This is a genomic window from Pseudomonas sp. P4_C4 (assembly GCF_056402055.1).
In genome coordinates this window covers 49,062-74,249 of sequence record NZ_JBFUID010000028.1, presented here as the reverse complement: position 1 = coordinate 74,249, position 25,188 = coordinate 49,062, and the positions used below count along the sequence as shown (strand labels likewise).

18 protein-coding genes and 1 other RNA gene are annotated in these 25,188 nt (G+C 60.8%); 12 read left to right on the top strand and 7 right to left on the bottom strand.

The features are described from left to right. The first annotated feature begins 249 nt into the window (after nt 1-249). Nucleotides 250-1,014, top strand: a complete 765-nt coding sequence (locus AC1DXW_RS16195) for a GntR family transcriptional regulator (RefSeq protein WP_477752618.1) — start codon at nt 250-252, stop codon at nt 1,012-1,014. Between the two features lie 180 nt (nt 1,015-1,194). Here AC1DXW_RS16195 and guaD read toward each other — a convergent pair whose 3' ends face one another. The 4 genes from guaD to xdhA form a co-directional block, all read right to left on the bottom strand. After that, nucleotides 1,195-2,499 (bottom strand): guanine deaminase, encoded by a 1,305-nt coding sequence (gene guaD / locus AC1DXW_RS16190; protein WP_477760196.1) that lies wholly within the window; start codon nt 2,497-2,499, stop codon nt 1,195-1,197. 8 nt (nt 2,500-2,507) lie between these two features. Continuing rightward, nucleotides 2,508-3,350 carry a xanthine dehydrogenase accessory protein XdhC gene (gene xdhC, locus AC1DXW_RS16185; protein WP_477755851.1) on the bottom strand — a complete coding sequence of 281 codons (843 nt, stop codon included), beginning with the start codon at nt 3,348-3,350 and terminating at the stop codon, nt 2,508-2,510. A gap of 135 nt (nt 3,351-3,485) precedes the next feature. Then, the gene (xdhB, locus tag AC1DXW_RS16180; protein ID WP_477755850.1) at nt 3,486-5,885 is read right to left on the bottom strand and encodes a xanthine dehydrogenase molybdopterin binding subunit; all 2,400 of its coding nucleotides are present in this window, start codon (nt 5,883-5,885) and stop codon (nt 3,486-3,488) included. Then, complete coding sequence (gene xdhA / locus AC1DXW_RS16175; RefSeq protein ID WP_477755849.1) at nt 5,878-7,332, bottom strand: xanthine dehydrogenase small subunit; 1,455 nt, start codon at nt 7,330-7,332, stop codon at nt 5,878-5,880. Before xdhA ends, xdhB begins: the two co-directional genes overlap by 8 nt. A gap of 267 nt (nt 7,333-7,599) precedes the next feature. On the opposite strand from xdhA, the gene AC1DXW_RS16170 reads away from it, so the two are divergent. The 6 genes from AC1DXW_RS16170 (at nt 7,600) to ffs (ending at nt 17,014) form a co-directional block, all read left to right on the top strand. Further along, nucleotides 7,600-8,259, top strand: coding sequence for a GntR family transcriptional regulator (locus tag AC1DXW_RS16170; RefSeq protein ID WP_477755848.1), 660 nt, complete (start codon nt 7,600-7,602; stop codon nt 8,257-8,259). A gap of 2 nt (nt 8,260-8,261) precedes the next feature. Next, entirely contained in the window at nt 8,262-11,750 is a 3,489-nt protein-coding gene (gene smc / locus AC1DXW_RS16165; protein ID WP_477760195.1) for a chromosome segregation protein SMC, read from the top strand. Nucleotides 11,751-12,008: 258 nt separating this feature from the next. Then, entirely contained in the window at nt 12,009-12,869 is an 861-nt protein-coding gene (zipA, locus tag AC1DXW_RS16160; protein WP_477760194.1) for a cell division protein ZipA, read from the top strand. A gap of 167 nt (nt 12,870-13,036) precedes the next feature. Continuing rightward, nucleotides 13,037-15,394, top strand: a complete 2,358-nt coding sequence (gene ligA / locus AC1DXW_RS16155) for an NAD-dependent DNA ligase LigA (RefSeq protein WP_477753690.1) — start codon at nt 13,037-13,039, stop codon at nt 15,392-15,394. A gap of 158 nt (nt 15,395-15,552) precedes the next feature. Then, on the top strand, nt 15,553-16,716 hold the full coding sequence (locus AC1DXW_RS16150) for a zinc-binding metallopeptidase family protein (RefSeq protein WP_477753689.1): 1,164 nt from the start codon (nt 15,553-15,555) through the stop codon (nt 16,714-16,716). Nucleotides 16,717-16,917: 201 nt separating this feature from the next. Further along, nucleotides 16,918-17,014: signal recognition particle sRNA small type (ffs, locus tag AC1DXW_RS16145), an RNA gene on the top strand. A gap of 60 nt (nt 17,015-17,074) precedes the next feature. Here the strand turns inward: ffs and AC1DXW_RS16140 are convergent. Continuing rightward, entirely contained in the window at nt 17,075-17,872 is a 798-nt protein-coding gene (locus tag AC1DXW_RS16140) for a substrate-binding periplasmic protein (protein ID WP_477753688.1), read from the bottom strand. A gap of 123 nt (nt 17,873-17,995) precedes the next feature. Here AC1DXW_RS16140 and dnaX point away from each other — a divergent pair, with 123 nt between their 5' ends. The 5 genes from dnaX to AC1DXW_RS16115 all read left to right on the top strand — a co-directional run bounded on the left by dnaX (nt 17,996) and on the right by AC1DXW_RS16115 (nt 23,734). Further along, on the top strand, nt 17,996-20,077 hold the full coding sequence (dnaX, locus tag AC1DXW_RS16135) for a DNA polymerase III subunit gamma/tau (RefSeq protein WP_477753687.1): 2,082 nt from the start codon (nt 17,996-17,998) through the stop codon (nt 20,075-20,077). Between the two features lie 67 nt (nt 20,078-20,144). Further along, entirely contained in the window at nt 20,145-20,483 is a 339-nt protein-coding gene (locus AC1DXW_RS16130; protein WP_007971455.1) for a YbaB/EbfC family nucleoid-associated protein, read from the top strand. 221 nt (nt 20,484-20,704) lie between these two features. Then, a complete protein-coding gene (locus tag AC1DXW_RS16125) occupies nt 20,705-21,739 on the top strand; it encodes an NADP-dependent oxidoreductase (RefSeq protein ID WP_477760193.1) in 1,035 nt (344 codons plus the stop codon). Between the two features lie 79 nt (nt 21,740-21,818). Continuing rightward, nucleotides 21,819-22,421, top strand: coding sequence for a recombination mediator RecR (gene recR / locus AC1DXW_RS16120; protein WP_007995809.1), 603 nt, complete (start codon nt 21,819-21,821; stop codon nt 22,419-22,421). A 164-nt stretch (nt 22,422-22,585) separates the two neighbouring features. Further along, nucleotides 22,586-23,734, top strand: a complete 1,149-nt coding sequence (locus tag AC1DXW_RS16115; RefSeq protein WP_477753685.1) for an acyl-CoA dehydrogenase family protein — start codon at nt 22,586-22,588, stop codon at nt 23,732-23,734. 89 nt (nt 23,735-23,823) lie between these two features. On the opposite strand, the gene AC1DXW_RS16110 is transcribed toward AC1DXW_RS16115, so the two are convergent. Then, the gene (locus AC1DXW_RS16110) at nt 23,824-24,372 is read right to left on the bottom strand and encodes an adenine phosphoribosyltransferase (protein ID WP_477753684.1); all 549 of its coding nucleotides are present in this window, start codon (nt 24,370-24,372) and stop codon (nt 23,824-23,826) included. 80 nt (nt 24,373-24,452) lie between these two features. Further along, nucleotides 24,453-25,187: a fumarate/nitrate reduction transcriptional regulator Fnr gene (gene fnr / locus AC1DXW_RS16105; RefSeq protein WP_477753683.1), complete on the bottom strand. Its 735-nt coding sequence runs from the start codon at nt 25,185-25,187 to the stop codon at nt 24,453-24,455. Nucleotide 25,188 lies beyond the last annotated feature (1 nt).

Sequence of the window (25,188 nt, the reverse complement as noted above, 5' to 3'; positions counted from 1 at the left end):
AATCAAAAGATCGCAGCCTTCGGCAGCTCCTACAGGGATCGTGTTCAGGCTGCGGATTCTGCGTTAAAGCCTAAACTCAAAAGTAACCAGACGTTGCGATACAGCCGAGGCGACTTTCAGCCGTACAGTCGTGTTGCCACCGTCCATTGTGTACAATCGCTATGTTATTTACGCGATACTTGCCAGCGACCCACCGTGCCGTAATACAGTCACCGTCAATTCGCCGCAGTTCTTCCGACTCGAGTGCCCATGAACGAACAGTTGCAACCCCTAAAGAAACAACCGCGAGCAGGCAAAGCCGGCCGTAGCGGTACCCAGGACGATATTGTCTACGCGCATATCTTCGAGGCCATCCTCGAACAGCGCCTGGCGCCCGGCACCAAGTTGAGCGAAGAAGCGCTGGGGGAAATTTTCGGGGTCAGCCGCACCATCATTCGCCGCGCTTTGTCGCGCCTGGCCCATGAAGGCGTGGTGCTGCTGCGTCCGAATCGCGGCGCCGTGGTCGCCAGTCCGAGTGTCGAAGAGGCGCGCCAGGTGTTCATGGCCCGGCGTCTGGTCGAGCGCGCGATCACTGAGCTGGCGGTGCAACACGCCACCGCCGAGCAGATTGCCGAATTGCGCCAGATGGTCAATGACGAACGCGACAGCTTTTCCCGTGGCGACCGTGGTGCCGGCATCCGCCTGTCGGGCGAATTCCACCTGAAACTGGCAGAAGCGGCGAAAAACGCGCCGCTGATCAGTTTCCAGCGCAGCCTGGTGTCCCAGACGTCGCTGATCATCGCCCAGTACGAAAGCGGCAACCGTTCTCACTGCTCCTACGACGAGCACACCCAACTGATCGACGCCATCGAAAAGCGCGACGCTGAACTGGCGGTGAACCTGATGATGCATCACATGGATCACATCGACAGCAAGCTCAACCTCGACGAGGAAAGTGCTTCGGATGATCTGCATGCGGTGTTCTCGCATTTGCTGCAGACCAAGAAGCCTGGGCGGTCGACCGCGAAAATCTGATCTGTAGGAGCGAGCTTGCTCCGGGCGGCGTTCCGACGATGGTCGTGAACGATAACACGGGGTGCCTGAATTACTGCGGCGCTCTTGCGTTCTTCGCGAGCAAGCTCGCTCCTACAGAGGATCAAAAAAATCCCCCGGAATCTGACGATTGCGGGGGATTTTTTTATGCCCGGAAAAACCTTAGCGCTGATGCACCAGGTTCCCCGCCGCATAGGTCTGCTGAACAGTCCGGTCATCCCCCAGAGTCATCAACACAAACAACGTCTCGGCGATGTTATTGGCCTGCTTCAGGCGATAGCCCAGCAGCGGTGTGGCGTTGTAGTCCAGCACCAGGAAGTCGGCGTCGGTGCCCGGTTGCAGGGTGCCGATCTTGTCTTCCAGGCGCAGCGCACGAGCGCCGCCGAGAGTGGCCAGGTACAGCGACTTGAACGGACTCAGGCGTGCACCTTGCAGTTGCATGACCTTGTAGGCTTCGTTGAGGGTTTGCAGCAGCGAGAAACTGGTGCCGCCGCCGACATCGGTGCCGATGCCGACATTGAGGTTGTGCTTCTCGGCCATCGGCAGGTTGAACAGGCCGCTGCCGAGGAAGAAGTTCGAGGTCGGGCAGAACGAGATGGCCGAACCGGTCTCCGCCAGTCGCGCGCATTCGTCATCGCACAGGTGCACGCCGTGGGCGAACACCGAGCGCTCGCCGAGCAACCGGTAGTGGTCGTAGACGTCCAGGTAACCCTTGCGCTCCGGGAACAGCGCCTTGACCCACTCGATTTCCTTGAGGTTTTCGCTGATGTGGGTCTGCATGTACAGATCCGGGTACTCGGTCAGCAACTGGCCGGCCAGAGTCAGCTGTTCCGGGGTGCTGGTCGGTGCGAAGCGTGGCGTCACTGCATAGTGCAGGCGACCCTTGCCGTGCCAGCGCTCGATCAGCGCCTTGCTTTCGACGTAGCTGGATTCGGCGGTGTCGGTCAGGTAGTCCGGGGCGTTGCGGTCCATCATCACCTTGCCGGCGATCATCCGCAGGTCCAGTTGCTCGGCGGCTTCGAAGAACGAGTTCACCGATTGCGGGTGCACGCTTCCGAATACGAGCGCAGTGGTGGTGCCGTTGCGCAGCAGTTCCTTGATGAAAATGTCCGCGACTTCATCGGCATGGGCCTTGTTGGCGAACTGGCTTTCGCACGGGAAGGTGTAGGTGTTGAGCCAGTCCAGCAATTGCTCGCCGTAGGCGCCGACCATGCCGGTTTGCGGTAGGTGGATATGGGTGTCGATGAAGCCGGGAGTGATCAGTGCGTCCTGATAGTGGGTGATTTCGACGTCAGCCGGCAGGGTCGGCAGCAATTCGCTGGCGTGGCCGAGGGCGCTGATCTGCCCGTTATCCACAACCAGCAAGCCGTCTTCGAAATACTCGTAGGAGGCTTCGATACCAACGATGGCGGGGTCGGCGATGCTGTGCAGGATGGCGGCGCGGTAAGCTTTGCGAGTCAGTGGCATGGGGATTCTCAATTGGAGGCTTGGCTGCGGCGTGACGCAGGCAGCAGTTTGGCAATCGATCCGGCGCTGGCGGTGTGCTGCCCGAAGTTCGCGTTATAGGTGGCGATGATTTCACCGGCGATGGAGATGGCGATTTCCACAGGCAACTTGCCTTTGACTTCGCCGATGCCCATCGGGCAGCGCATGCGTTGCACGACGCTGTTGTCGAAACCGCGGTCGCGCAGGCGATGTTCGAACTTCACCCGTTTGGTCTTCGAACCGATCAGGCCGAAGTAGGCGAAGTCGTTGCGCTTGAGGATCGCAGCGGTCAGTTCGAGGTCGAGTTGATGGTTGTGGGTCATCACGATGCAGTAGCTGCCGGCGGGCAGGTCATCGATTTCATCCACCGGTTCTTCGCTGACGATCTTGCGCACACCGTGGGGGATATGCTCGGGGAATTCCTCCTCCCGCGAGTCGATCCAGCGCACCCGGCAAGGCAGACTGGCCAGCAGCGGAACGAGGGCGCGGCCGACGTGGCCAGCACCGAACACGGCGATCTGCGCTTGAACCTGGCCCATCGGTTCGAACAGCAAAACGGTTGCACCACCGCAGCACTGGCCGAGGCTGGCACCGAGGCTGAAGCGCTCCAGATGCGTGTCCTGCTTGCCACTGGCGAGCATCTCGCGGGCGATCTTCATGGCCTTGTATTCCAGGTGCCCGCCACCGATGGTGTCGAAGCTCTGGTTCGCGCTGATGACCATCTTCGAGCCAGCGTTGCGCGGCGTCGAGCCGAGCTCTTCGATGATGGTCACCAGCACGCAGGGCTCACCCCGGTTTTGCAGGTCGGCGAGGGCGTCGATCCAGTTGTACATGTTCACCTCGACATCTGTGTGTCTGTTAGTCCGCCATCGCGAGCAAGCTCGCTCCCACATTGGATTTGTACAGGTCCAACAGTCAGCACATAACCCTGTGGGAGCGAGCTTGCTCGCGATAGCCGCACCTCGGTCTTAGAGCGAAGCCAACTCGGTCTGGGCTTCGACAGCCTTCGCTGCCTTCAGCTGGCGCATCTGCTCACAACCCCACAACACCCGCTCCGGAGTCGCCGGTGCGTCGATTTTCGGTTGATGCTTGTAATCGCCCAGGCTCGCCACGGCGTCCTTGATCGCACACCAGGAGGCAATGCCGAGCATGAACGGCGGCTCGCCCACGGCCTTGGAATGGAACACTGTGTCTTCCGGGTTCTTGCGGTTTTCCACCAGCTTGACGCGCAGGTCCAGCGGCATGTCCGCCGCGGTCGGGATCTTGTAGCTGGCCGGGCCGTTGGTCATCAGCTTGCCCTTGTTGTTCCACACCAGCTCTTCCATGGTCAGCCAGCCCATGCCCTGGATGAATCCGCCCTCGACCTGACCGATGTCGATGGCCGGGTTAAGCGAGGCGCCGACGTCGTGGAGGATGTCGGTGCGCAGCATCCTGTATTCGCCGGTCAGGGTGTCGACCAGCACTTCGCAGCAGGCGGCGCCAAAGGCGAAGTAGTAGAACGGACGACCACGGGCCTGGCTGCGGTCGTAGTAGATTTTCGGGGTCTTGTAGAAACCGGTGCTCGACAGCGACACCTGGGCGAAATACGCCTGCTGAATCAGTGCTTCGAAGGTCAGGATGTGATCGCGGACCCGCACGTGGCCGTTGTGGAATACCACGTCTTCTTCGCTGACCTTGTATTGGCGCGCGGCGAATTCCACCAGGCGTTTCTTGATGGTTTCAGCCGCGTTCTGTGCAGCCTTGCCGTTTAGGTCGGCACCACTGGAAGCGGCGGTCGGCGAGGTGTTCGGCACCTTGTCGGTGTTGGTCGCGGTGATCTGTACGCGGTCCATTTCCACCTGGAACACTTCGGCCACGACCTGCGCGACCTTGGTGTTCAGGCCCTGGCCCATTTCGGTGCCGCCATGGTTGAGGTGGATGCTGCCGTCGGTGTAGACGTGCACCAAGGCACCTGCCTGGTTGAGGAAACTCGCGGTGAAGGAAATACCGAATTTCACCGGGGTCAGCGCCAGGCCTTTTTTCAGGATCGGGCTGTTGGCGTTGTAGCGACGGATCGCTTCGCGACGCTCCGCGTACTGGCTGCTTTCTTCAAGTTCCGCGGTCATCTCTTCGAGCATGTTGTGCTCGACGGTCTGGTAGTAATGGGTGACGTTGCGCTCGGTCTTGCCGTAGTAGTTGGCCTTGCGCACTGCCAACGGATCAAGGGCCAGATGGCGGGAAATGGCGTCCATCACTTCTTCGATGGCGACCATGCCTTGCGGGCCGCCGAAACCACGGTAGGCGGTGTTCGACGCGGTGTTGGTCTTGCAGCGGTGACCGTTGATGGTCGCATCGCCCAGGTAGTACGAGTTGTCCGAGTGGAACATCGCCCGGTCGACGATCGACGCCGACAGGTCAGGCGAGCAACCGCAGTTGCCGGCCAGTTCCAGGTTGATGCCGTGCAGGCGGCCGGTGCTGTCGAAGCCGACGTCGTACTCGACATAGAACGGGTGACGCTTGCCGGTCATCAGCATGTCTTCGACCCGCGGCAGGCGCATCTTGGTCGGCTGGCCGGTGAGGTGAGCAATCACCGCGCACAGGCACGCCGGGCTCGCCGCCTGGGTTTCCTTGCCGCCGAAACCGCCGCCCATGCGGCGCATGTCGACGACGATCTTGTTCATCGACACGTCCAGCACTTCGGCCACCAGCTTCTGCACTTCGGTGGGGTTTTGCGTGGAGCAGTAGACGATCATGCCGCCGTCTTCGGTCGGCATCACCGAAGAGATCTGGGTTTCCAGGTAGAAGTGTTCCTGGCCGCCGATGTGCAAGGTGCCCTGGATGCGGTGCTCGGCGGTGGCCAGCGCCGTGGCTGAATCGCCGCGTTTGTGGGTATGGCTGTCGAGTACGAAGTGGCGTTTGCGCAGGGCTTCGACCACGTCCAGCACAGGTTCCAGGTCTTCGTATTCGATGATCGCGGCCATGGCCGCCTTGCGCGCGGTTTCCAGGTCTTTCGCTGCCACGGCGATCACCGGTTGACCGACGAATTGCACGGTGTCGATGGCCAGCAGAGGATCGCCCGGCAGCAACGGACCGATGTCCTTCAGGCCTGGCACGTCTTTGTGGGTGATGGCGATGCGCACGCCTTCGAAGGCGTAGCAGGGGGCGGTGTCGATACTGATGATCCGGGCGTGGGCGCGGTCCGACATGCGCGCATAAACGTGCAACTGGTTCGGAAACTCCAGGCGATCGTCGATGTACTGCGCTTCGCCAGCCACATGCTTGGCGGCGCTGTCGTGCTTGACGCTGCGGCCGACACCGGTGGTCAGGTCCTTGGCGAACAGTTCAGCCAGTTCGGCTTGGGTCTTCTCTACGGCGTGATGATTAGACATAAGCGGTCACCCGAGTCTCGATGTGCGGTGTTTGCAGTTCAATGAAGTATTTGCGCAGCAGGTTCTGCGCGCTGAGCAGGCGGTATTCCTTGCTGGCGCGGAAGTCCGAGAGCGGCGTGAAGTCTTCGCCCAAGGCAGCGCAGGCCCGCTCGATGGTGGCGTTGTTGAATGGCGCACCGAGCAACGCGGCTTCGCATGCAGCGGCGCGTTTCGGGATGGCGGCCATGCCGCCGAAGGCGACGCGGGCTTCAGCGACCACGCCGTTCTCCAGGCGAATGTTGAAGGCTGCACACACGGCAGAAATGTCGTCGTCCAGACGCTTGGAGATCTTGTAGGCGCGGAACAGTTTTTCGACGCTGGCGCGCGGCACGATGATCTTCTCGATGAACTCGCTTTCCTGGCGCGCAGTGACGCGGTAATCAATGAAGTAATCTTCCAGCGGCAGAGTGCGGCGAGTTTCGCCTTTGCACAGCACGATTTGCGCGCCGAGGGCGATCAGCAGGGGCGGCGAGTCACCAATCGGCGAAGCGTTGCCGATGTTGCCGCCCAGGGTGCCCTGGTTGCGAATCTGCAACGACGCGAAGCGGTGCAGTAATTCACCGAAGTCCGGGTACTCGGCGTTCAAGGCCTCGTAGCAATCGGAAAGGGCGGTGGCGGCGCCGATTTCCAGGCGATCGTCAAAACGTTCGATGCGCTTCATCTCGGCGACGTTGCCAACGTAGATCATCACCGGCAGGGTGCGGTGGAACTGCGTGACTTCCAGCGCCAGGTCGGTACCGCCGGCCAGCAGGCGGGCCTGTGGATAAGCGTCGTAGAGGTCGGCCAGGTCGGCCACGGTCAGCGGCACCAGGCAGCGTTTGTCGCCGCTGTTGAGTTCGCCGATATCGGTCGGGGCAATGGCTTTCAGGCGTGCGATGGTGTCGGCCTCACGGATGTCGAACTGGTCCGGCTGCTTGCCGCAGCAGGACTGCTCGGCGGCTTCCAGGATCGGCCGGTAGCCGGTGCAGCGGCACAGATTGCCGGCCAGTGCTTCGTGGGCCTTGGCATGATCCGGCGCATCGCTGTTCTTTTGCAGGGCAAACAGCGACATCACGAAGCCTGGGGTGCAGAAGCCGCATTGCGAGCCGTGGCACTCGACCATGGCTTTCTGCACGCTGTGCAGTTCACCTTTGTGCTTGAGGTCTTCAACGCTGATGAGCTGTTTGCCGTGCAGGGACGAAACGAACGTCAGGCACGAGTTGAGGCTGCGATAGCGAATGTGTTCGCGGCCGTCATCATCGGTCTGCAACTCGCCGACCACCACGGTGCAGGCGCCGCAGTCACCGCTGGCGCAGCCTTCTTTGGTGCCGGGTTTGCCCACATGGTCGCGCAGATAATTGAGCACGGTCAGGTTCGGGTCCAGGGCGTGCTCGCTACGGAGTTCCTGGTTTAGTAAAAACTGGATCACGGAAGGCCTCGCAGACTCATTATTGTTGTTAACCGATAGGAACTGAATTTAGCAGGTCTGACTTTTCGGTCAATGAATTTCTGACTTAAAGGTCAGGAAATTGCAATTTGTCGATTAACCACCTGTTCCTTAATTATTGTCGTTGGTTCGATAGCCTGCTTTTTTGCTTGAATCGTGCCAAAAACCACCGGGCGGGCACTCCGCCCTGATGCAGCAATTGCGCTACACTGCGCCGCTTGTACAGATCGAAGAGTTTGAAGGACAACCATGACGTTCAAGGCGCCGGACAGCCTCGCCGAGCAAATCGCTCACCACCTCGCCGAACGTATCATTCGCGGCGAAATGAAGCCCGGGGAGCGCATCCAGGAACAGAAAGTCACGCTGGCCCTCAATGTCAGCCGTGGTTCGGTTCGCGAGGCCTTGCTGATCCTCGAACGTCGGCACCTGATCGCGATCCTGCCGCGACGTGGCGCCCACGTTACCGAACTCACGCCGCACAAGGTGCAGAGCCTGTGCACATTGATGAGCGAGCTCTACATCCTGCTCGGTAACTCGGTGGCCAGTGGCTGGAAAATCCGGGCCGACATGGCGCCGTTCGTGCAGATCCAGCAGCGCCTGACTGCCAGCTACGAGCGTCAGGACATCCGCACCTTCGTCGACGACAGCTTCAATGTGATGCGCGCCGCGTATCCGTTCGCCAACAACCCGTACTTGCAGGAGACAGTCGAGAATCTGCAGCCGGCCATGAGCCGTGCGTATTTCCTCGCGCTGGACCAGCGCAAAGCGTCGATGAGCGAATTCCTCGAGCTGTTCGAACGCTTGCTCGCTGCCGTGCTGGCCCGTGACTTTCCGCAGATCCGCGAAGTGCTGACGGCTTATGCCCAGCGCAGTTGCGATCTGGTGGTTTCTGCCCTGACGGACGCCTGAGCGTGCGGCTCAAGTGCATCAAACTGGCGGGGTTCAAGTCCTTCGTCGACCCGACCACGGTGAACTTCCCCAGTAACATGGCGGCGGTGGTCGGGCCCAATGGCTGCGGCAAATCGAACATCATCGACGCCGTGCGCTGGGTGATGGGCGAGAGTTCGGCGAAGAACCTGCGCGGCGAGTCGATGACCGACGTCATCTTCAACGGCTCGACCAGCCGCAAACCGGTGAGCCAGGCGAGCATCGAACTGGTGTTCGATAACTCCGACGGCACATTGCTCGGTGAGTACGCCGCCTATGCGGAAATTTCCATTCGCCGCAAAGTGACCCGCGACAGCCAGACCACCTATTACCTCAACGGCACCAAATGCCGGCGCCGCGACATCACCGACATCTTCCTCGGCACCGGTCTTGGCCCGCGCAGCTACTCGATCATCGAGCAGGGGATGATCTCCAAGCTGATCGAGTCCAAGCCCGAAGACCTGCGTAACTTCATCGAAGAAGCCGCGGGCATCTCCAAGTACAAGGAGCGCCGGCGCGAGACGGAAAACCGCATTCGCCGCACCCACGAAAACCTGGAGCGCCTGACCGACCTGCGCGAAGAGCTTGAGCGTCAACTCGAACGCTTGCACCGCCAGGCCGAGGCGGCGAAGAAGTATCAGGAATACAAGGGCGAGGAACGTCAGCTCAAGGCCCAATTATCGGCCCTGCGCTGGCAGGCGCTGAACGATCAGGTCGGCCAGCGTGAAGCGATCATCGGCAACCAGGAAGTTTCTTTCGAAGCCCTGGTGGCCGAACAGCGCAATGCCGACGCAAGCATCGAGCGCCTGCGTGACGGCCACCACGACCTGTCGGAACGCTTCAACCTGGTGCAGGGGCGCTTCTACTCGGTCGGTGGTGACATCGCCCGGGTCGAGCAGAGCATCCAGCACGGTCAGCAGCGTTTGCGCCAGTTGCAGGACGACCTGAAAGAAGCCGAGCGCGCGCGCCTGGAAACCGAATCTCACCTGGGCCACGACCGCACGCTGCTGCTGACCCTCGGCGAAGAGCTGGACATGCTCACCCCGGAGCAGGAAGTCACCAGCRCCGCCGCCGAAGAGGCCGCTGCCGCGCTGGAAGAATCCGAGACCACCATGCATGGCTGGCAGGAGCAGTGGGATACGTTCAATCTCACCGCCGCCGAGCCGCGTCGTCAGGCCGAAGTGCAGCAGTCGCGGATCCAGCAGCTGGAAACCAGCCTGGAGCGCCTGGCCGATCGCCAGAAGCGTCTTGGCGAAGAACGCGCCTTGCTCTCGGCGGACCCGGAAGACGCGGCGATCATGGAACTCAGCGAGCAGCTCGCCGAATCCGAAGCGACCCTTGAGGATTTGCAGACCAGCGAAGAAGCTCAGGTCGAAAAGCTTGAACAATTGCGTCAGGAGCTGCAGCTGGCTCTGACGGCGCAACAGCAGGCCCAGGGCGATTTGCAGCGGCTCAACGGTCGACTGGCTTCACTCGAAGCCTTGCAGCAAGCCGCGCTCGATCCGGGCACCGGCACCGCCGAATGGCTTCGCGACCAACATCTGGCCGATCGCCCGCGCCTGGCCGAGGGCCTGAAAGTTGAAGCCGGTTGGGAGCTGGCGGTGGAAACCGTGCTTGGTGCCGACCTGCAAGCGGTGCTGGTGGACGATTTCAACGATTTCGATCTGTCCGGGTTCTCCCAAGGCGATTTGCGTTTGCTCAGCCCGGCCAGCGATGGTATGCGAGTTCCGGGCAGCTTGCTGGACAAGGTCGAGGCGCAGATCGATCTGTCGCCGTGGCTGGGGCAGGTCAAGCCGGTCGACAGCCTCGAACAGGCCTTGGCCTTGCGCGGTCAACTGGCCGCCGGGCAGAGCCTGATCAGCCGTGACGGTTACTGGGTCGGTCGGCATTTTCTGCGGGTGCGTCGGGCCAGTGAAGCCGAAAGCGGCGTGCTCGCTCGCGGTCAGGAAATCCAGCAATTGGGTCTTGAGCGTGAGGAGCGCGAAGCCGCGGTCGAAACCTTGGAAACCCAACTGCAAAATCTCAGGGCGCAGCAGCGTCAGCAGGAAAACGGTCGCGAACATTTGCGCCGTTTGCTGCAGGACGAAGCCCGTCAGCAAGGTGAATTGAAGGCTCAACTTTCCGCCGGCAAGGCCAAGGCCGAACAGTTGACCCTGCGGCGTACCCGCCTCGACGAAGAGCTCACCGAGCTGGACGAGCAGCGGGCCCTGGAACACGAGAACATCGGTGAAGCGCGCCTGCAATTGCAGGAAGCCCTCGACAGCATGGCGCTGGACACCGAGCAGCGTGAGTTGCTGCTGGCCCAGCGCGACAGCCTGCGCGAACGCCTGGACCGGGTGCGCCAGGAAGCCCGGCAGCACAAGGATCACGCCCATCAGTTGGCGGTGCGTCTGGGCTCGCTCAAGGCCCAGCACGATTCCACGCGCCAGGCGCTGGAGCGTCTGGAGATGCAGTCCGAGCGGCTGACCGAAAAACGCGAGCAACTGAGCCTCAATCTGGAGGAGGGCGAAGCGCCACTGGAAGAACTGCGCCTGAAACTCGAGGAGTTGCTCGACAAGCGCATGACCGTCGACGAAGAACTCAAGACCGCGCAGATCGCCCTCGAAGACGCCGACCGCGAACTGCGCGACGCCGAGAAACGCCGCAGCCAGGCCGAACAACAATCCCAGTTGATTCGCAGCCAGCTCGAAACCCAGCGCATGGAATGGCAAGCCCTGAGCGTGCGCCGCAAGACCTTGCAGGACCAATTGCTGGAAGACGGCTACGATCTCCACGGCGTACTCGCGACTTTGACTGCCGAGGCCAGCGAGAAGGATGCCGAGGAAGAACTCGAGCGCATCGCTGCGAGGATCCAGCGTCTGGGCGCGATCAACCTGGCGGCCATCGATGAGTACCAGCAGCAATCGGAACGTAAACGTTATCTGGATGCCCAGAACGACGATCTGGTGGAAGCGCTCGATACCCTTGAGAACGTGATTCGCAAGATCGACAAGGAAACCCGTAACCGTTTCAAGGATACCTTTGATCAGATCAATGGCGGTTTACAGGCGCTTTTCCCAAAAGTTTTCGGTGGAGGCCGCGCGTATTTGGAACTGACGGGCGAAGATCTACTCGATACAGGGGTAACAATCATGGCGCAGCCGCCAGGAAAGAAGAACAGCACCATCCATTTGCTCTCCGGCGGCGAAAAAGCCCTGACCGCATTGGCCCTGGTTTTTGCGATCTTCAAGTTGAACCCGGCGCCGTTCTGCATGCTCGATGAGGTTGACGCGCCACTGGATGACGCTAACGTTGGACGCTACGCGCGGTTGGTAAAAGAGATGTCACAGACAGTGCAGTTCATCTACATCACCCACAACAAGATCGCCATGGAAATGGCCGAACAACTGATGGGTGTGACGATGCACGAACCCGGTTGTTCACGTCTGGTGGCCGTGGATGTCGAGGAGGCGATGGCGATGGTGGATGCCTGAGTCGTGGTTGTAGAAAAGGGTGTTTACGGTATGTAGGACTCTTTTCCTTGCTTCGACTTGCTGGCCAATCGACATATTCGCGCTAGCCAACGTGGTAGACGGTGTAAAGTTGCCTTTGGTCGTGCTAGTTTAATGTCAATTTTTCGTATACGTGGGCAAAACGCCTGTCAGAACATAGAGTTGGCGCCACGTTTTAAAGCGGTTTGCAGGTTGTAAACCCCTTATTTTTCAGCATTTTTCATAGAGGCACGGGATTACATGGAAATCGGTCTGCGCGAGTGGCTGATCGTCATCGGCATTATTGTCATTGCCGGTATTCTTTTCGATGGCTGGCGCCGTATGCGCGGCGGCAAGGGAAAACTGAAGTTCCGTCTTGATCGAAGTCTGTCCAATCTGCCGGACGAGGACAGCAGTGCCAGCGCCGAGCTGCTGGGCCCGCCGCGCGTGCTGGACACGCATAAAGAGCCGCAACTGGACGAGCAGGATCTGCCGTCGGTGAGCATGCCGGCCCGCGAGCCTCGCGAGTCGGGCTCCAAGCGCGGCAAGCGTGGCCACAGCGAGCCTTCCCAGGGCGACATGAACCTCAGCCTGGATCTGGACGGCGGCCCGGGCTTCAGCAGCCGTGACGACGACTTCCCGGATGACACCAAGGCTTCGCCTTCGGTCAACGGCAAAGAACAACCGCAAGCTGAAGAAGTGCTGGTGATCAGCGTGATCTGCCGCGACGCTGCCGGCTTCAAGGGCCCGGCGCTGTTGCAGAACATTCTGGAGAGCGGCCTGCGTTTCGGCGAGATGGATATTTTCCATCGTCACGAAAGCATGGCAGGCAACGGCGAGGTGCTGTTTTCCATGGCTAACGCGGTCAAACCGGGCGTATTCGACCTGGACGACATCGACCACTTCAGCACCCCGGCGGTGAGCTTCTTCCTGGGTCTGCCAGGCCCGCGTCATCCGAAGCAAGCCTTCGATGTGATGGTGGCAGCGGCGCGCAAATTGTCCCAGGAGCTCAACGGCGAACTGAAGGACGACCAGCGCAGCGTACTGACCGCCCAGACGATCGAACACTACCGTCAGCGCATCGTCGAATTCGAGCGCCGTGCCCTGACCCAGAAACGATAAAAGCAACAGATCGCAGCCTCGTTTCACTCGACAGCTCCTACAGGATTGCGATTTGCCGTAGGAGCTGTGTAGGAGCTGTCGAGTGAAACGAGGCTGCGATCTCTTGAACCTGATTAGATTAAATAGGAGCAGCCTCGGCTGCTCTTTTGCTTTATGAGAGAACACCCATGACCGCCGCCAAGAACCGCATTTTAGAGCTGCGCGCTGAGCTGGATCAGCACAATTATCGCTACCACGTGCTCGACGAGCCGAGCATTCCGGACGCCGAATACGACCGCTTGTTCAACGAGCTCAAGGCGCTGGAAGCGGCCAATCCCGAACTGATCACCAGCGATTCGCCAACCCAGCGAGTGGGCAGCGCGGCGCTGTCGGCGTTTACCCAGGTGCGTCATGAAGTGCCGATGCTCAGCCTCGGCAACGCCTTCGAAGAAACCGACATGCGCGAGTTCGATCGCCGCGTGACCGAGGGCCTGGATTTGCCAGCGGGCGACCTGTTCGGTGGCGGCGCGACAGTCGAGTACAGTTGCGAACCCAAGCTCGATGGCCTGGCCGTCAGCCTGCTGTATCAGGACGGCGTACTGGTGCGCGGCGCGACCCGCGGCGATGGCACCACTGGCGAAGACATCAGCGTCAACGTGCGCACCGTGCGCAATATCCCGCTCAAGCTGCACGGCACCGGTTGGCCGGCGACCCTGGAAGTGCGCGGCGAAGTGTTCATGTCCAAGGCCGGTTTCGAACGGCTCAACGCCACGCAACTGGAAGTCGACGGCAAGACCTTCGCCAACCCGCGCAACGCAGCGGCGGGCAGTTTGCGCCAGCTGGATTCGAAGATTACCGCCAAACGCCCATTGGAATTCTGCTGCTACGGTATCGGCCAGGTGTCTGCCGATATCGCCGATTCCCACATCGGCAACCTCAAGCAATTGCAAGCCTGGGGTATGCCGGTCAGCCACGAACTGAAGCTGGCCAACGGCATCGCTGAATGCCTGGATTACTACCGCGATATCGGTGAGCGACGCAGCGCACTGCCGTATGAAATCGACGGCGTGGTGTTCAAGGTCAACAGCATTGCCTCCCAGCGCGAACTGGGTTTTCGCGCCCGTGAGCCGCGTTGGGCCATCGCTCACAAATTCCCGGCAATGGAAGAACTCACTGAGCTGCTCGATGTGGAATTCCAGGTCGGTCGCACCGGGGCGGTGACGCCGGTGGCGCGCTTGAAACCGGTCAAGGTCGCGGGTGTCACGGTGGCCAACGCCACGTTGCACAACATGGACGAAGTCGCGCGTCTGGGCCTGATGATCGGCGACACGGTGATCATCCGTCGCGCCGGTGACGTGATTCCGCAGGTGGTGCAAGTGGTCATGGAGCGTCGTCCGGAAAACGCCCGGCCGGTGCAGATTCCCGAGCAGTGCCCGGTGTGCGGCTCCCATGTCGAACGCACGCAATTGATCAAGCGCAGCAAGGGCCGCGAGACGGTCAGCGAAGGCGCGGTGTATCGCTGCGTCGGTCGTCTGGCCTGCGGCGCGCAACTCAAGCAGGCCATCATTCACTTCGTTTCCCGTCGTGCCATGGACATCGAAGGCCTGGGTGAGAAGAGCGTCGAGCAACTGGTCGACGAAGGCCTGGTGAGTTCGCCGGCCGATCTGTACGCCCTGGCCTTCGAGCAGATCGTAGACCTGGAAGGCTTTGCCGAGCTGTCGAGCAAGAACCTGCTCGGCGCCATCGAAGACAGCAAGAAACCCGGCCTGGCGCGGTTCATCTACGCCCTCGGGATTCCCGATGTCGGCGAAGAGACGGCCAAGGTTCTGGCCCGCTCCCTGGGTTCGCTGGAGCGGGTGCAACAGGCCTTGCCGCAGGTGCTGACGTACTTGCCGGATGTCGGGCTGGAAGTCGCGTACGAGATCCACAGCTTCTTCGAGGACGCGCATAACCAGCAGGTGATCGCTGATTTGCTCAGGCATGGCATGCAGATTCAGGATCAGGGCGAGTTGGGTGCCGGGTTTTCGGCGAGCACCACATTGGGTGGTTTCCTCGACAAGCTGCATATCCCCTTGGTCGGGCCAGGCGGGGCGCAGAAACTGGCGGACAAATTCGGCTCGCTGCAGGCGGTGATTGCTGCTGACTGGCTGGATATGCGCCAGGCGCTGCCGGAAAAACAGGCCAATTCGGTGCGCGAGTTTTTTGCGGACGAAGAAAATCGCCAATTGGCCGAAGCGGCCGAGAAGCAACTGGCCGATTTCGGCATGCACTGGCAGAGCGAGAAGAAGGTCGTCGAAGGCTTGCCGCTGGCCGGTCAGACCTGGGTGCTGACCGGTTCGCTTGAGCTGATGAGTCGCGATGTGGCCAAGGACAAACTTGAAAGCCTGGGCGCCAAGGTAGCGGGCTCGGTGTCGGCCAAGACCCATTGCGTGGTCGCAGGTCCTGGCGCCGGGTCGAAGTTGGCCAAGGCTAATGAGTTGGGGCTGAAGGTGCTGGATGAAGAGGCGTTTGTGGCATTCTTGAAAGGTCACGGTATTCAGGTTTGACGCCCAAGATCGCAGCCTGCGGCAGCTCCTACAGGAGAACGCATTTCTCTGTAGGAGCTGCCGCAGGCTGCGATCTTTTGATTTTTCCAACAAAAAGCATGGGAACGATCATCTCTCGGGAATGATCTAGTCTCTGCAAGCCCCAGGGAGAGATCACCATGTACCCTTTCTTCGAGCAGCTCAGCTCGCGCATTGCCGCGCCGTTCATGGCCGAAAATTCGCGCAACAGCAAGGTCTGGTCCTGTCGCTGCGGACAGTCGCTGTTTTTTCGCAACAGTCAGTGCCTGGCCTGTTCGGCGGCGTTGGGTTATCAGCCGGAGCAGAGTCGCCTGTCTGCGCTGCAGCCGGGTGTGCAGGCGGGCACCTGGCTGCTTGATGTCGATCCCGAGGCTGGCCTGTTTCGACGCTGCGCCAACCTCGACTCCCCGGCAGCCTGCAATTGGTTGCTGCCAGCCAATGACCATGACGTCTTGTGCATTGCCTGCAGCCTCAATCGCACCATTCCTGATCTGTCGATAGCCGACAACCACGAGCGCTGGCGCAAGGTGGAAACCGCCAAGCGGCGTCTGGTCGCGCAACTGCTCAGCCTGGGGTTGCAGGTGATTCCCAAAACCGTCGATGAAGACACGGGCCTCGCCTTCGATTTCATCGGCGTGGACCTCGAAGGCAGACCGCCGACCACCGGACACGCCAACGGCCTGGTCACCCTCGATATCAAGGAAGCCGACGACGCCCACCGCGAGCAGGTGCGGGTGCAAATGCACGAACCCTATCGCACCTTGCTCGGGCATTTTCGTCATGAAGTCGGGCATTACTACTGGGGTCGATTGATCGCCAATAGCCAGTGGCTTGAGTCTTTTCGCGGATTGTTCGGCGATGAGCGCGCCAGCTATGCCGAAGCCCTTGAGCGACATTATCAGCAGAGCGCGCCGCTTGACTGGCAGCAGCACTACGTCAGCGCCTACGCCACCATGCACCCGTGGGAAGACTGGGCCGAAACCTGGGCGCATTACCTGCACATGATGGATGCGGTGGACACCGCGCTGGGCTTGGGCATGAGCGCCCGGGACATGGACTTCGACTATCAGCCGTTTCCGTTGGATACCCTCTATGATCCGCAGCATCCCGATGGCGCGGCATTTCTGTCGTTCGTCAATGCGTGGATCGAACTGGCCGGCATGCTCAACGAGCTATCGCGCAGCATGGGGCAGCCGGATTTCTACCCGTTTGTCCTGCCGCCCGCCGTCATTGCCAAGCTGCACTTTATTCATCTGGTGATTCAGCAGGAGGGCGGCCGGGCGGATGAGGTGTTGGCGCAATAGGATCAAAAGATCGCAGCCTGCGGCAGCTCCTACAGGTGTACGCCGATCCATGTAGGAGCTGCCGCAGGCTGCGATCTTTTAAGGCCAGCGCATGTCCTTGAAGCAGCTCATGTTTTTTAATATCCCCGAACGGTTGTAACTTCGTCTCAGATAGGTACAATGGCGCGGCTCGCCGACAGGTGAGCGTCGTTATGGTGACCCTATCGGTCCCCCCGCAACGATCAGCCGTGAACCCGGTCAGGCCTGGAAGGGAGCAGCCGCAGCGGTGACATTGTGTGCCGGGGTGTGGCTGGTAGGGTTACCACCTTAACGCCACGCGAGTGTTCTCTCGCGTTATTTATCTGAAAACAGACTTTTGCTAGCTGCCAGGATCTTGTCCGGGGCGGTTTTTTGTCGTTTCCGATTTATCGACAGCTGCAGGCTCGCCACCGATATACAGCCGAACTATCGCATCGATCTCCCCGGACATCTTCATCCGCACCAGGGTGCGTAAAATGCGCTGCACCGGCACTTGCGGGTCGTTGCGCACGTAGCAGCCGAGATTCTGCTCCTGCAGTACTGCCACGCTGTGCAGTTGTTGGTCCGGCAGCAGGCGCTGATTGAACCAGTCAAGGCTCCATTGATTGCTGACGGCATAGCGGTTGCGGCCGGCGAGGAGTTTTTCCAGCACCAGTTCCTGATTGCGTGCGTCGTCGCGATGCAGCTGATCGGTGTCGAACAGCGGTTGCAGGGTCGGGTAGCTGTAGGCCAGCACGGTGCCGATGGACTGATCTGGTAAATCCGCCGGGTTCACAGCGGTGGGGCGCGCATTCTGTGTGATCAACAGGTCGGGCTGGGTAAAGAGCGGGATGCTCCAGAGGTAGTCGCCGGACTGATGAGGCAGCCATGATTGCGCGGCATAACAGCGGACATCGATCTCGCCTTGCTCCATGGCGTTTTGCACCCGCCCGCGGGGCAATACATGGAATTCGGCCGGTACGCCGACCTGGGTCGCGAGGCTGAGCATCATGTCATACAGGATGCCCTGGGTCGGTTTGTCCTGTTCAAGTTGCACCATGGGCATGGTCCAGCTGTCGGGTATCACGAAGCGTAGCGGCGTTTGCGCGGCCATGCCGTCCAGGCTGATCAACAGCAATGCCCCCAAGGCCAGCCGCATAAACACTCCGTTAAATGTCCCCGATGTGCAGCTTGGCCATAATACACGAGCGCACCGGATGCAATTTGTGCCTTGCTCCGCTAGCATTAGCCGCTTCTGCTTCCTTCGCTGCGACGGTTTTCGATGAGTTATCAGGTTCTTGCACGTAAATGGCGTCCGCGCTCGTTCCGCGAAATGGTCGGCCAGACCCATGTGCTCAAGGCTCTGATCAATGCCTTGGACAGCCAGCGCCTGCACCACGCGTACCTGTTTACCGGTACCCGGGGGGTCGGCAAGACCACCATCGCGCGGATCATTGCCAAATGCCTTAACTGCGAAACAGGTATCACTTCGACCCCCTGTGGCGAATGCTCGGTGTGCCGCGAGATCGACGAAGGCCGCTTTGTCGACCTGATCGAGATCGACGCCGCGAGCCGTACCAAGGTCGAAGACACCCGCGAGTTGCTCGACAACGTGCAGTACGCCCCGAGCCGTGGGCGCTTCAAGGTCTACCTGATCGACGAAGTGCACATGCTCTCCAGTCATTCCTTTAACGCGCTGCTCAAAACCCTCGAGGAGCCACCACCCTACGTCAAGTTCATCCTGGCCACCACCGACCCGCAGAAACTTCCTGCAACGATTCTGTCGCGGTGCCTGCAGTTCTCCCTGAAGAACATGACGCCGGAACGCGTGGTCGAGCACTTGACCCACGTGCTGGGTGTCGAGAACGTGCCGTTCGAAGACGATGCGCTGTGGCTGCTGGGCCGCGCCGCCGATGGGTCGATGCGTGATGCCATGAGCCTGACCGACCAGGCGATTGCCTTCGGAGAGGGCAAGGTCATGGCCGCCGACGTGCGGGCGATGCTCGGGACCCTCGATCACGGGCAGGTCTACGACGTCCTGCATGCGCTGATCGAAGGTGATGCCAAGGCGTTGCTCGAAGCTGTCCGCCACCTGGCCGAGCAAGGCCCGGACTGGAACGGCGTGCTTTCGGAAATTCTCAATGTGCTGCACCGCGTTGCCATCGCCCAGGCCTTGCCGGAAGGCGTCGATAACGGTCACGGCGACCGTGATCGCGTGCTGGCGCTGGCCCAGGCGTTGCCGGCTGAAGACGTGCAGTTCTACTACCAGATGGGCCTGATCGGCCGCCGCGACCTGCCGCTGGCGCCGGATCCCCGGGGCGGTTTTGAAATGGTGCTGCTGCGGATGCTGGCGTTCCGGCCCGCAGACACCGCGGATGCCCCGAGGCAACCGCTAAAGCCAGTGGGGATCAGCCAGGCCACAGTTGATTCCGCAAACTCAGTGGCTGCCGCGCCGGTAGTTGCGCCGGTAGTTGCTGCGGCCGTTGCACCGATAGCGGCTGCGTCAGTGGCGGCTCCAGCGCCTGCACCGGAACCGGTAGCGCCGGTCGTTGTGCCAGAACCTGCGCCTGTGCCTATGGTTGAAGCGGTCGTGGTCGAAGAAGTTGTCGACCTGCCGTGGAACGACCCGGTCGAGCCCGTGCCCGTTCAGCAGCCGGCGGTGGAGCCGGTGCTGGAAACCGCCAGCGAACAACCCGAATTACCGCCGATGCCGTTGCCGGCGCCGGACAGCGTGGTGCCGGACGCCCCGGAGTGGGCCGCCGCGCCGATCCCGGAACCTTCGGTGGCCGACGTCGATGCCGCGACGCCAGGCATGGACCTGGATGACGAGCCGCCGCTGGACGAGGATTACATCGAGCCGGACATGGATTCGGCCTACAGTTACCTCGACGAGCTGGCCAGCGAGCATGCCGCCGACCCGGCTCCGGAGCCCGAGCCTGAGCCCGCGGCAATGCCGGCCACCGGTCTGGCCCTGCAATGGCTGCAGCTGTTTCCGAAATTGCCGATCTCCGGCATGACCGGCAGCATCGCCGCCAACTGCACGCTGATCGCGGTGGATGGCGACAATTGGCTGATGCACCTGGACCCGGCCCACAGTGCCTTGTTCAACGCCACTCAGCAGCGGCGCTTGAACGATGCGCTTAACCAGTATCACCAGCGCACGCTGACCCTGAGCATCGAGCTGATCAAGCCCGAGCAGGAAACCCCGGCACAAGCGGCTTCGCGCCGCCGCGCCAACCGTCAGCGCGAGGCAGAGGAATCGATCCACGGTGATCCGTTCATCCAGCAAATGATGCAGCAGTTCGGTGCGGTCGTCCGTAACGATACTATTGAACCTGTCGACGCCTTGGTCACTCAGGGCTAATAACTGAAGGCGCCCGGCCGCATGGGCCGGGCGCTGTTTTAATCCAAGTACTTTTGAGGTGATTACCATGATGAAAGGTGGCATGGCCGGCCTGATGAAGCAGGCGCAGCAGATGCAGGAAAAAATGGCCAAGATGCAGGAAGAACTGGCCAACGCCGAAGTCACCGGTAAGGCCGGTGGCGATATGGTCACCGTGGTGATGACCGGTCGTCATGACGTCAAGAGCGTGACCATCGATCCAAGCCTGGTTGAAGGCATGAGCGAAGACGACAAGGAAATGCTGGAAGCGGTCATCGCATCCGCGGTCAACGATGCCGTGCGCAAGATCGAAGCCAACAGCCAGGACAAAATGGGCAGCATGACTGCCGGCATGCAACTGCCACCGGGCATGAAACTGCCATTCTGATTCGCCTTCAGGCGACAGATGAGTTACAAAAATGCCAGGCATCGCGCCTGGCATTTTTGTTTCTGGCCATTGGGTCTGTGGTGACAGGCATGCCGCCATCGCGATCCGACTTGCCCGCCAAGAAGTCGCCTCGGTGCAACTGAATAAACATCGAACGCCATACCGCCACAAAGGTCTGCTCCCTATATCACTGAACCCCATCGATCACAGGAGACGCTGCCATGTCCGACCCCATGACCCTCAATCAGCGCATTGTCCTGGCTTCACGCCCGATAGGCGCGCCAACGCCGGAAAACTTCCGCATGGAGCGGGTGGCGCTGCCGGACCTGGCCGACGGCCAGGTGCTGCTCAAGACCGTTTTCCTGTCGCTCGATCCCTACATGCGCGGACGCATGAGTGACGCACCTTCCTACGCCGCACCGGTGGAAATTGGCGAAGTCATGACCGGCGGCGCTGTCAGCCGGGTCGAGCGCTCGCTCAATCCGAAGTTTCAGGAGGGTGATCTGGTGGTCGGTGCCACCGGTTGGCAAAGCCACAGCATCAATGACGGGCGCAGCATCATCCCGGTGCCCAACGGCCTGCCCAGTCCTTCGATGGCCCTCGGGGTGCTGGGGATGCCGGGCATGACTGCGTATATGGGGCTGATGGAYATCGGCCAGCCCAAGGCCGGCGAMACCCTGGTGGTTGCAGCGGCATCCGGGGCAGTGGGTTCGGTGGTCGGCCAGGTGGCGAAGATCAAGGGCTTGCGCGTGGTCGGCGTGGCGGGTGGCGCGGACAAGTGCCGTTATGTGGTCGACGAGTTGGGCTTCGATGCCTGCATCGACCACAGGAGTCAGGATTTTGCTGACGAGCTGGCTCAGGCCTGTCCCAAGGGCATCGACATTTATTATGAAAACGTCGGCGGCAAGGTATTCGACGCCGTGGTGCCATTGCTCAATCCCAAGGCGCGGATTCCACTCTGCGGCCTGATTGCCTCCTATAACGCCTATGAAGCGCCGAGCGGGCCGGATCGCCTGCCACTGTTGCAACGCACCCTGTTGACCAAGCGGGTGCGTATCCAGGGCTTCATCGTGTTCGATGACTATGGTGATCGCCAGCCGGAATTCCTCAGTGCCATGGCGCCGTGGGTACGCGATGGCAAGGTGAAGTTCCGCGAAGACGTGGTCGATGGCCTGGAGCAGGCTCCCGACGCGTTCATCGGCATGCTGGAAGGGCGCAACTTCGGCAAGTTGGTGGTTCGGGTTGCCCGTGACTGAGTAATTGACGCTGCAATTTGACGCTCAACCGAGGCGCGGGTATAAACCGCGTCTCGTTGTTTTGTCGGACTTTTCCACCATGAGCTTCAGCCCTTTGATTCGCCAACTGATCGACGCCCTGCGAATTTTGCCTGGCGTGGGTCAGAAAACCGCCCAGCGCATGGCATTGCAGTTGCTCGAGCGTGACCGCAGCGGCGGCTCACGACTGGCGCTGGCCCTGAGCCAGGCCATGGAAGGGGTCGGTCACTGCCGCTTGTGCCGTACGCTGACCGAAGATGATCTCTGCCCGCAATGCGCCGATACCCGTCGCGACGACACCTTGCTCTGCGTGGTGGAAGGCCCGATGGACGTCTATGCCGTGGAGCAGACCGGTTTCCGCGGGCGCTATTTCGTGCTCAAGGGGCATCTGTCGCCGCTCGACGGTCTGGGGCCGGAAGCCATCGGCATTCCGCAATTGATGGCGCGGATCGAAGAGGCCGGCACGTTCACCGAAGTCATCCTGGCCACCAACCCGACCGTGGAAGGTGAAGCCACCGCGCACTACATCGCCCAATTGCTCAGCAACAAAGGCCTGATCGCCTCGCGCATCGCCCATGGCGTGCCGCTGGGTGGCGAGCTGGAGCTGGTGGATGGTGGCACGCTGGCGCATTCGTTTGCGGGGCGTAAGCCGATTTCGTTGTAATCGCATCAAGCCGAAAAGATCGCAGCCTGCGGCAGCTCCTACAGAAAGACACCGATCCCCTGTAGGAGCTGCCGCAGGCTGCGATCTTTTGATCTTCTATCTGTCTCTTGTAAACCAAGCAAGCGCTCGGTTAACTTCACTGACCCCTTCAGTGGAGCTCGCCGATGTCTGCCTTTCAGGAATACTTCGACCCCAGCCACCAATTGGTCCGTGACAGCGTCAGACGTTTCGTCGAGCGCGAGATTCTTCCCGATATCGAGCAGTGGGAAGAAGCCGAAAGCTTTCCTCGTGAGCTCTACCTCAAGGCCGGCGCAGCGGGGATTCTCGGCATCGGTTACCCCGAAGCTTACGGAGGCAGCCACGAAGGGGATCTGTTCGCCAAGGTGGCCGCCAGCGAAGAGTTGATGCGCTGCGGCTCAGGCGGGCTGGTTGCCGGCCTGGGTTCGCTGGATATCGGCTTGCCGCCCATTCTCAAGTGGGCCCGGCCCGAAGTGCGTGATCGTGTGCTGCCGCAGGTGCTGTCGGGAGAGAAGATCAGCGCCCTGGCCATTACCGAGCCCGGCGGCGGCTCCGACGTCGCCAACCTGCAAACCCGTGCCGTGCGCGACGGCGATTTCTACCGGGTCAGTGGCAGCAAGACCTTTATCACCAGCGGTGTGCGCGCGGACTTCTATACCGTCGCGGTGCGAACGGGCGAGCCAGGTTTCGCCGGCATCAGCCTGTTACTGATCGAGAAGGGCACGCCCGGTTTCACCGTAGGGCGGCAGCTGAAGAAAATGGGCTGGTGGGCGTCAGACACGGCCGAACTGTTCTTCGATGATTGCCAGGTGCCCGCAGGAAATCTGATCGGCACCCAGAACATGGGCTTTGCCTGCATCATGGGCAATTTCCAGAGCGAGCGTCTGGCCCTGGCATTGATGGCCAACATGACCGCACAACTGGCGCTGGAGGAGAGCCTGAAATGGGCGCGCCAGCGCGAAGCCTTTGGCAAACCGATCGGCAAGTTTCAGGTGATCAAGCATCGCCTCGCCGAGATGGCGACCGCGCTGGAGGTGTCCCGTGAGTTCACTTATCGCCAAGCCGCGAAAATGGCGGCAGGGCAGAGCGTGATCAAGGAAGTTTCCATGGCCAAGAACTTTGCGACGGATACGGCAGACCGGATCGTCTCCGATGCGGTGCAGATACTCGGTGGGCTGGGTTATATGCGTGAGAGTCTGGTGGAGCGGCTGTATCGCGACAACCGGATTCTGTCGATTGGCGGCGGGACGCGGGAAGTGATGAACGAGATCATCAGCAAGCAGATGGGGCTGTAATGCAAAAGATCGCAGCCTTCGGCAGCTCCTACAGGATCAAAGCCATCCCAATGTAGGAGCTGCCGAAGGCTGCGATCTTTTGACCTTTGTTACTTATCAGTCAACGCAAACTGCGTCAGGCAGAAGGTAGGAATACCCATGTCCTCCAGACGCTGCGAGCCACCCAGTTCCGGCAGATCGATAATCGCCGCCGCCTCATGCACCCGCGCGCCCATGCGGCGGATCAGGTTGGCGGCGGCAATCAGGGTGCCGCCGGTCGCGATCAGGTCATCGAACATCACCACCGAATCCCCCTCGCACAGGCTGTCGGCGTGCACTTCCAGGAAGGCTTCGCCGTATTCGGTCGCATAGCCCTCGGCCAGCACATCGGCCGGCAGTTTGCCTTGCTTGCGGAACAGCACCAGCGGCTTGTTCAACTGATAGGCCAGTACCGAACCGATCAGGAAGCCACGGGCGTCCATTGCGCCGACGTGGGTGAAGTCAGCCTCGACGTAACGGTGGGCGAAGCTGTCCATCACCAGGCGCAGGGCCGTGGGCGACTGGAACAGCGGGGTGATGTCGCGAAAGATCACACCCGGTTTCGGGAAATCGATGACAGGGCGGATGAGGGATTTGATGTCGAAGGAGTCGAAGGCCATAGTCGAAGAATCCTGGCAGGGCTGCAAACGACGCAGTATAACGGCGGCTGAACCGTTTCGCGCAGCCGCAACGTTTTGTTTCAGCCGTCCAGCGAGCCACCGGCCAGGGCGCAAAGCTGGATCGGGTCGATAATCCGGATTTCCTTGCCTTCTGCCGCAATCAGTTCGTTTTGCTGGAAGCGGGTAAAGACCCGGGACACGGTTTCCACCGCCAGGCCCAGGTAGTTGCCGATCTCGTTGCGCGACATGCTCAGGCGGAATTGATTGGCGGAAAAACCCCGGGCGCGGAAACGTGCCGAGAGGTTGACCAGGAAGGTGGCGATGCGTTCGTCGGCGGTCTTTTTCGACAACAGCAGCATCATCTGCTGGTCGTCACGGATTTCGCGACTCATCACCCGCATCAACTGACGGCGCAACTGCGGCAATTGCAGGGCCAGTTCGTCGAGGCGTTCGAAAGGAATTTCACACACCGAGGTGGTTTCCAGGGCTTGTGCCGACACCGGGTGCTTTTCGGTGTCCATGCCCGACAAACCGACCAGTTCGCTGGGCAGGTGGAAACCGGTGAGCTGTTCTTCACCGGTGTCACTCAGGCTAAAGGTCTTGAGGGCGCCGGAACGGACTGCGTAGACAGAATCGAAGGTATCGCCCTGACGGAACAGAAATTCGCCTTTTTTCAGCGGCCGGCCACGTTTGACGATTTCGTCCAGCGCATCCATGTCTTCCAGATTCAGCGAAAGTGGCAGGCAAAGAGGGGCCAGGCTGCAATCCTTGCAATGGGCTTGATTATGAGCGCGCAGTTTTACTGGCTCGGACATT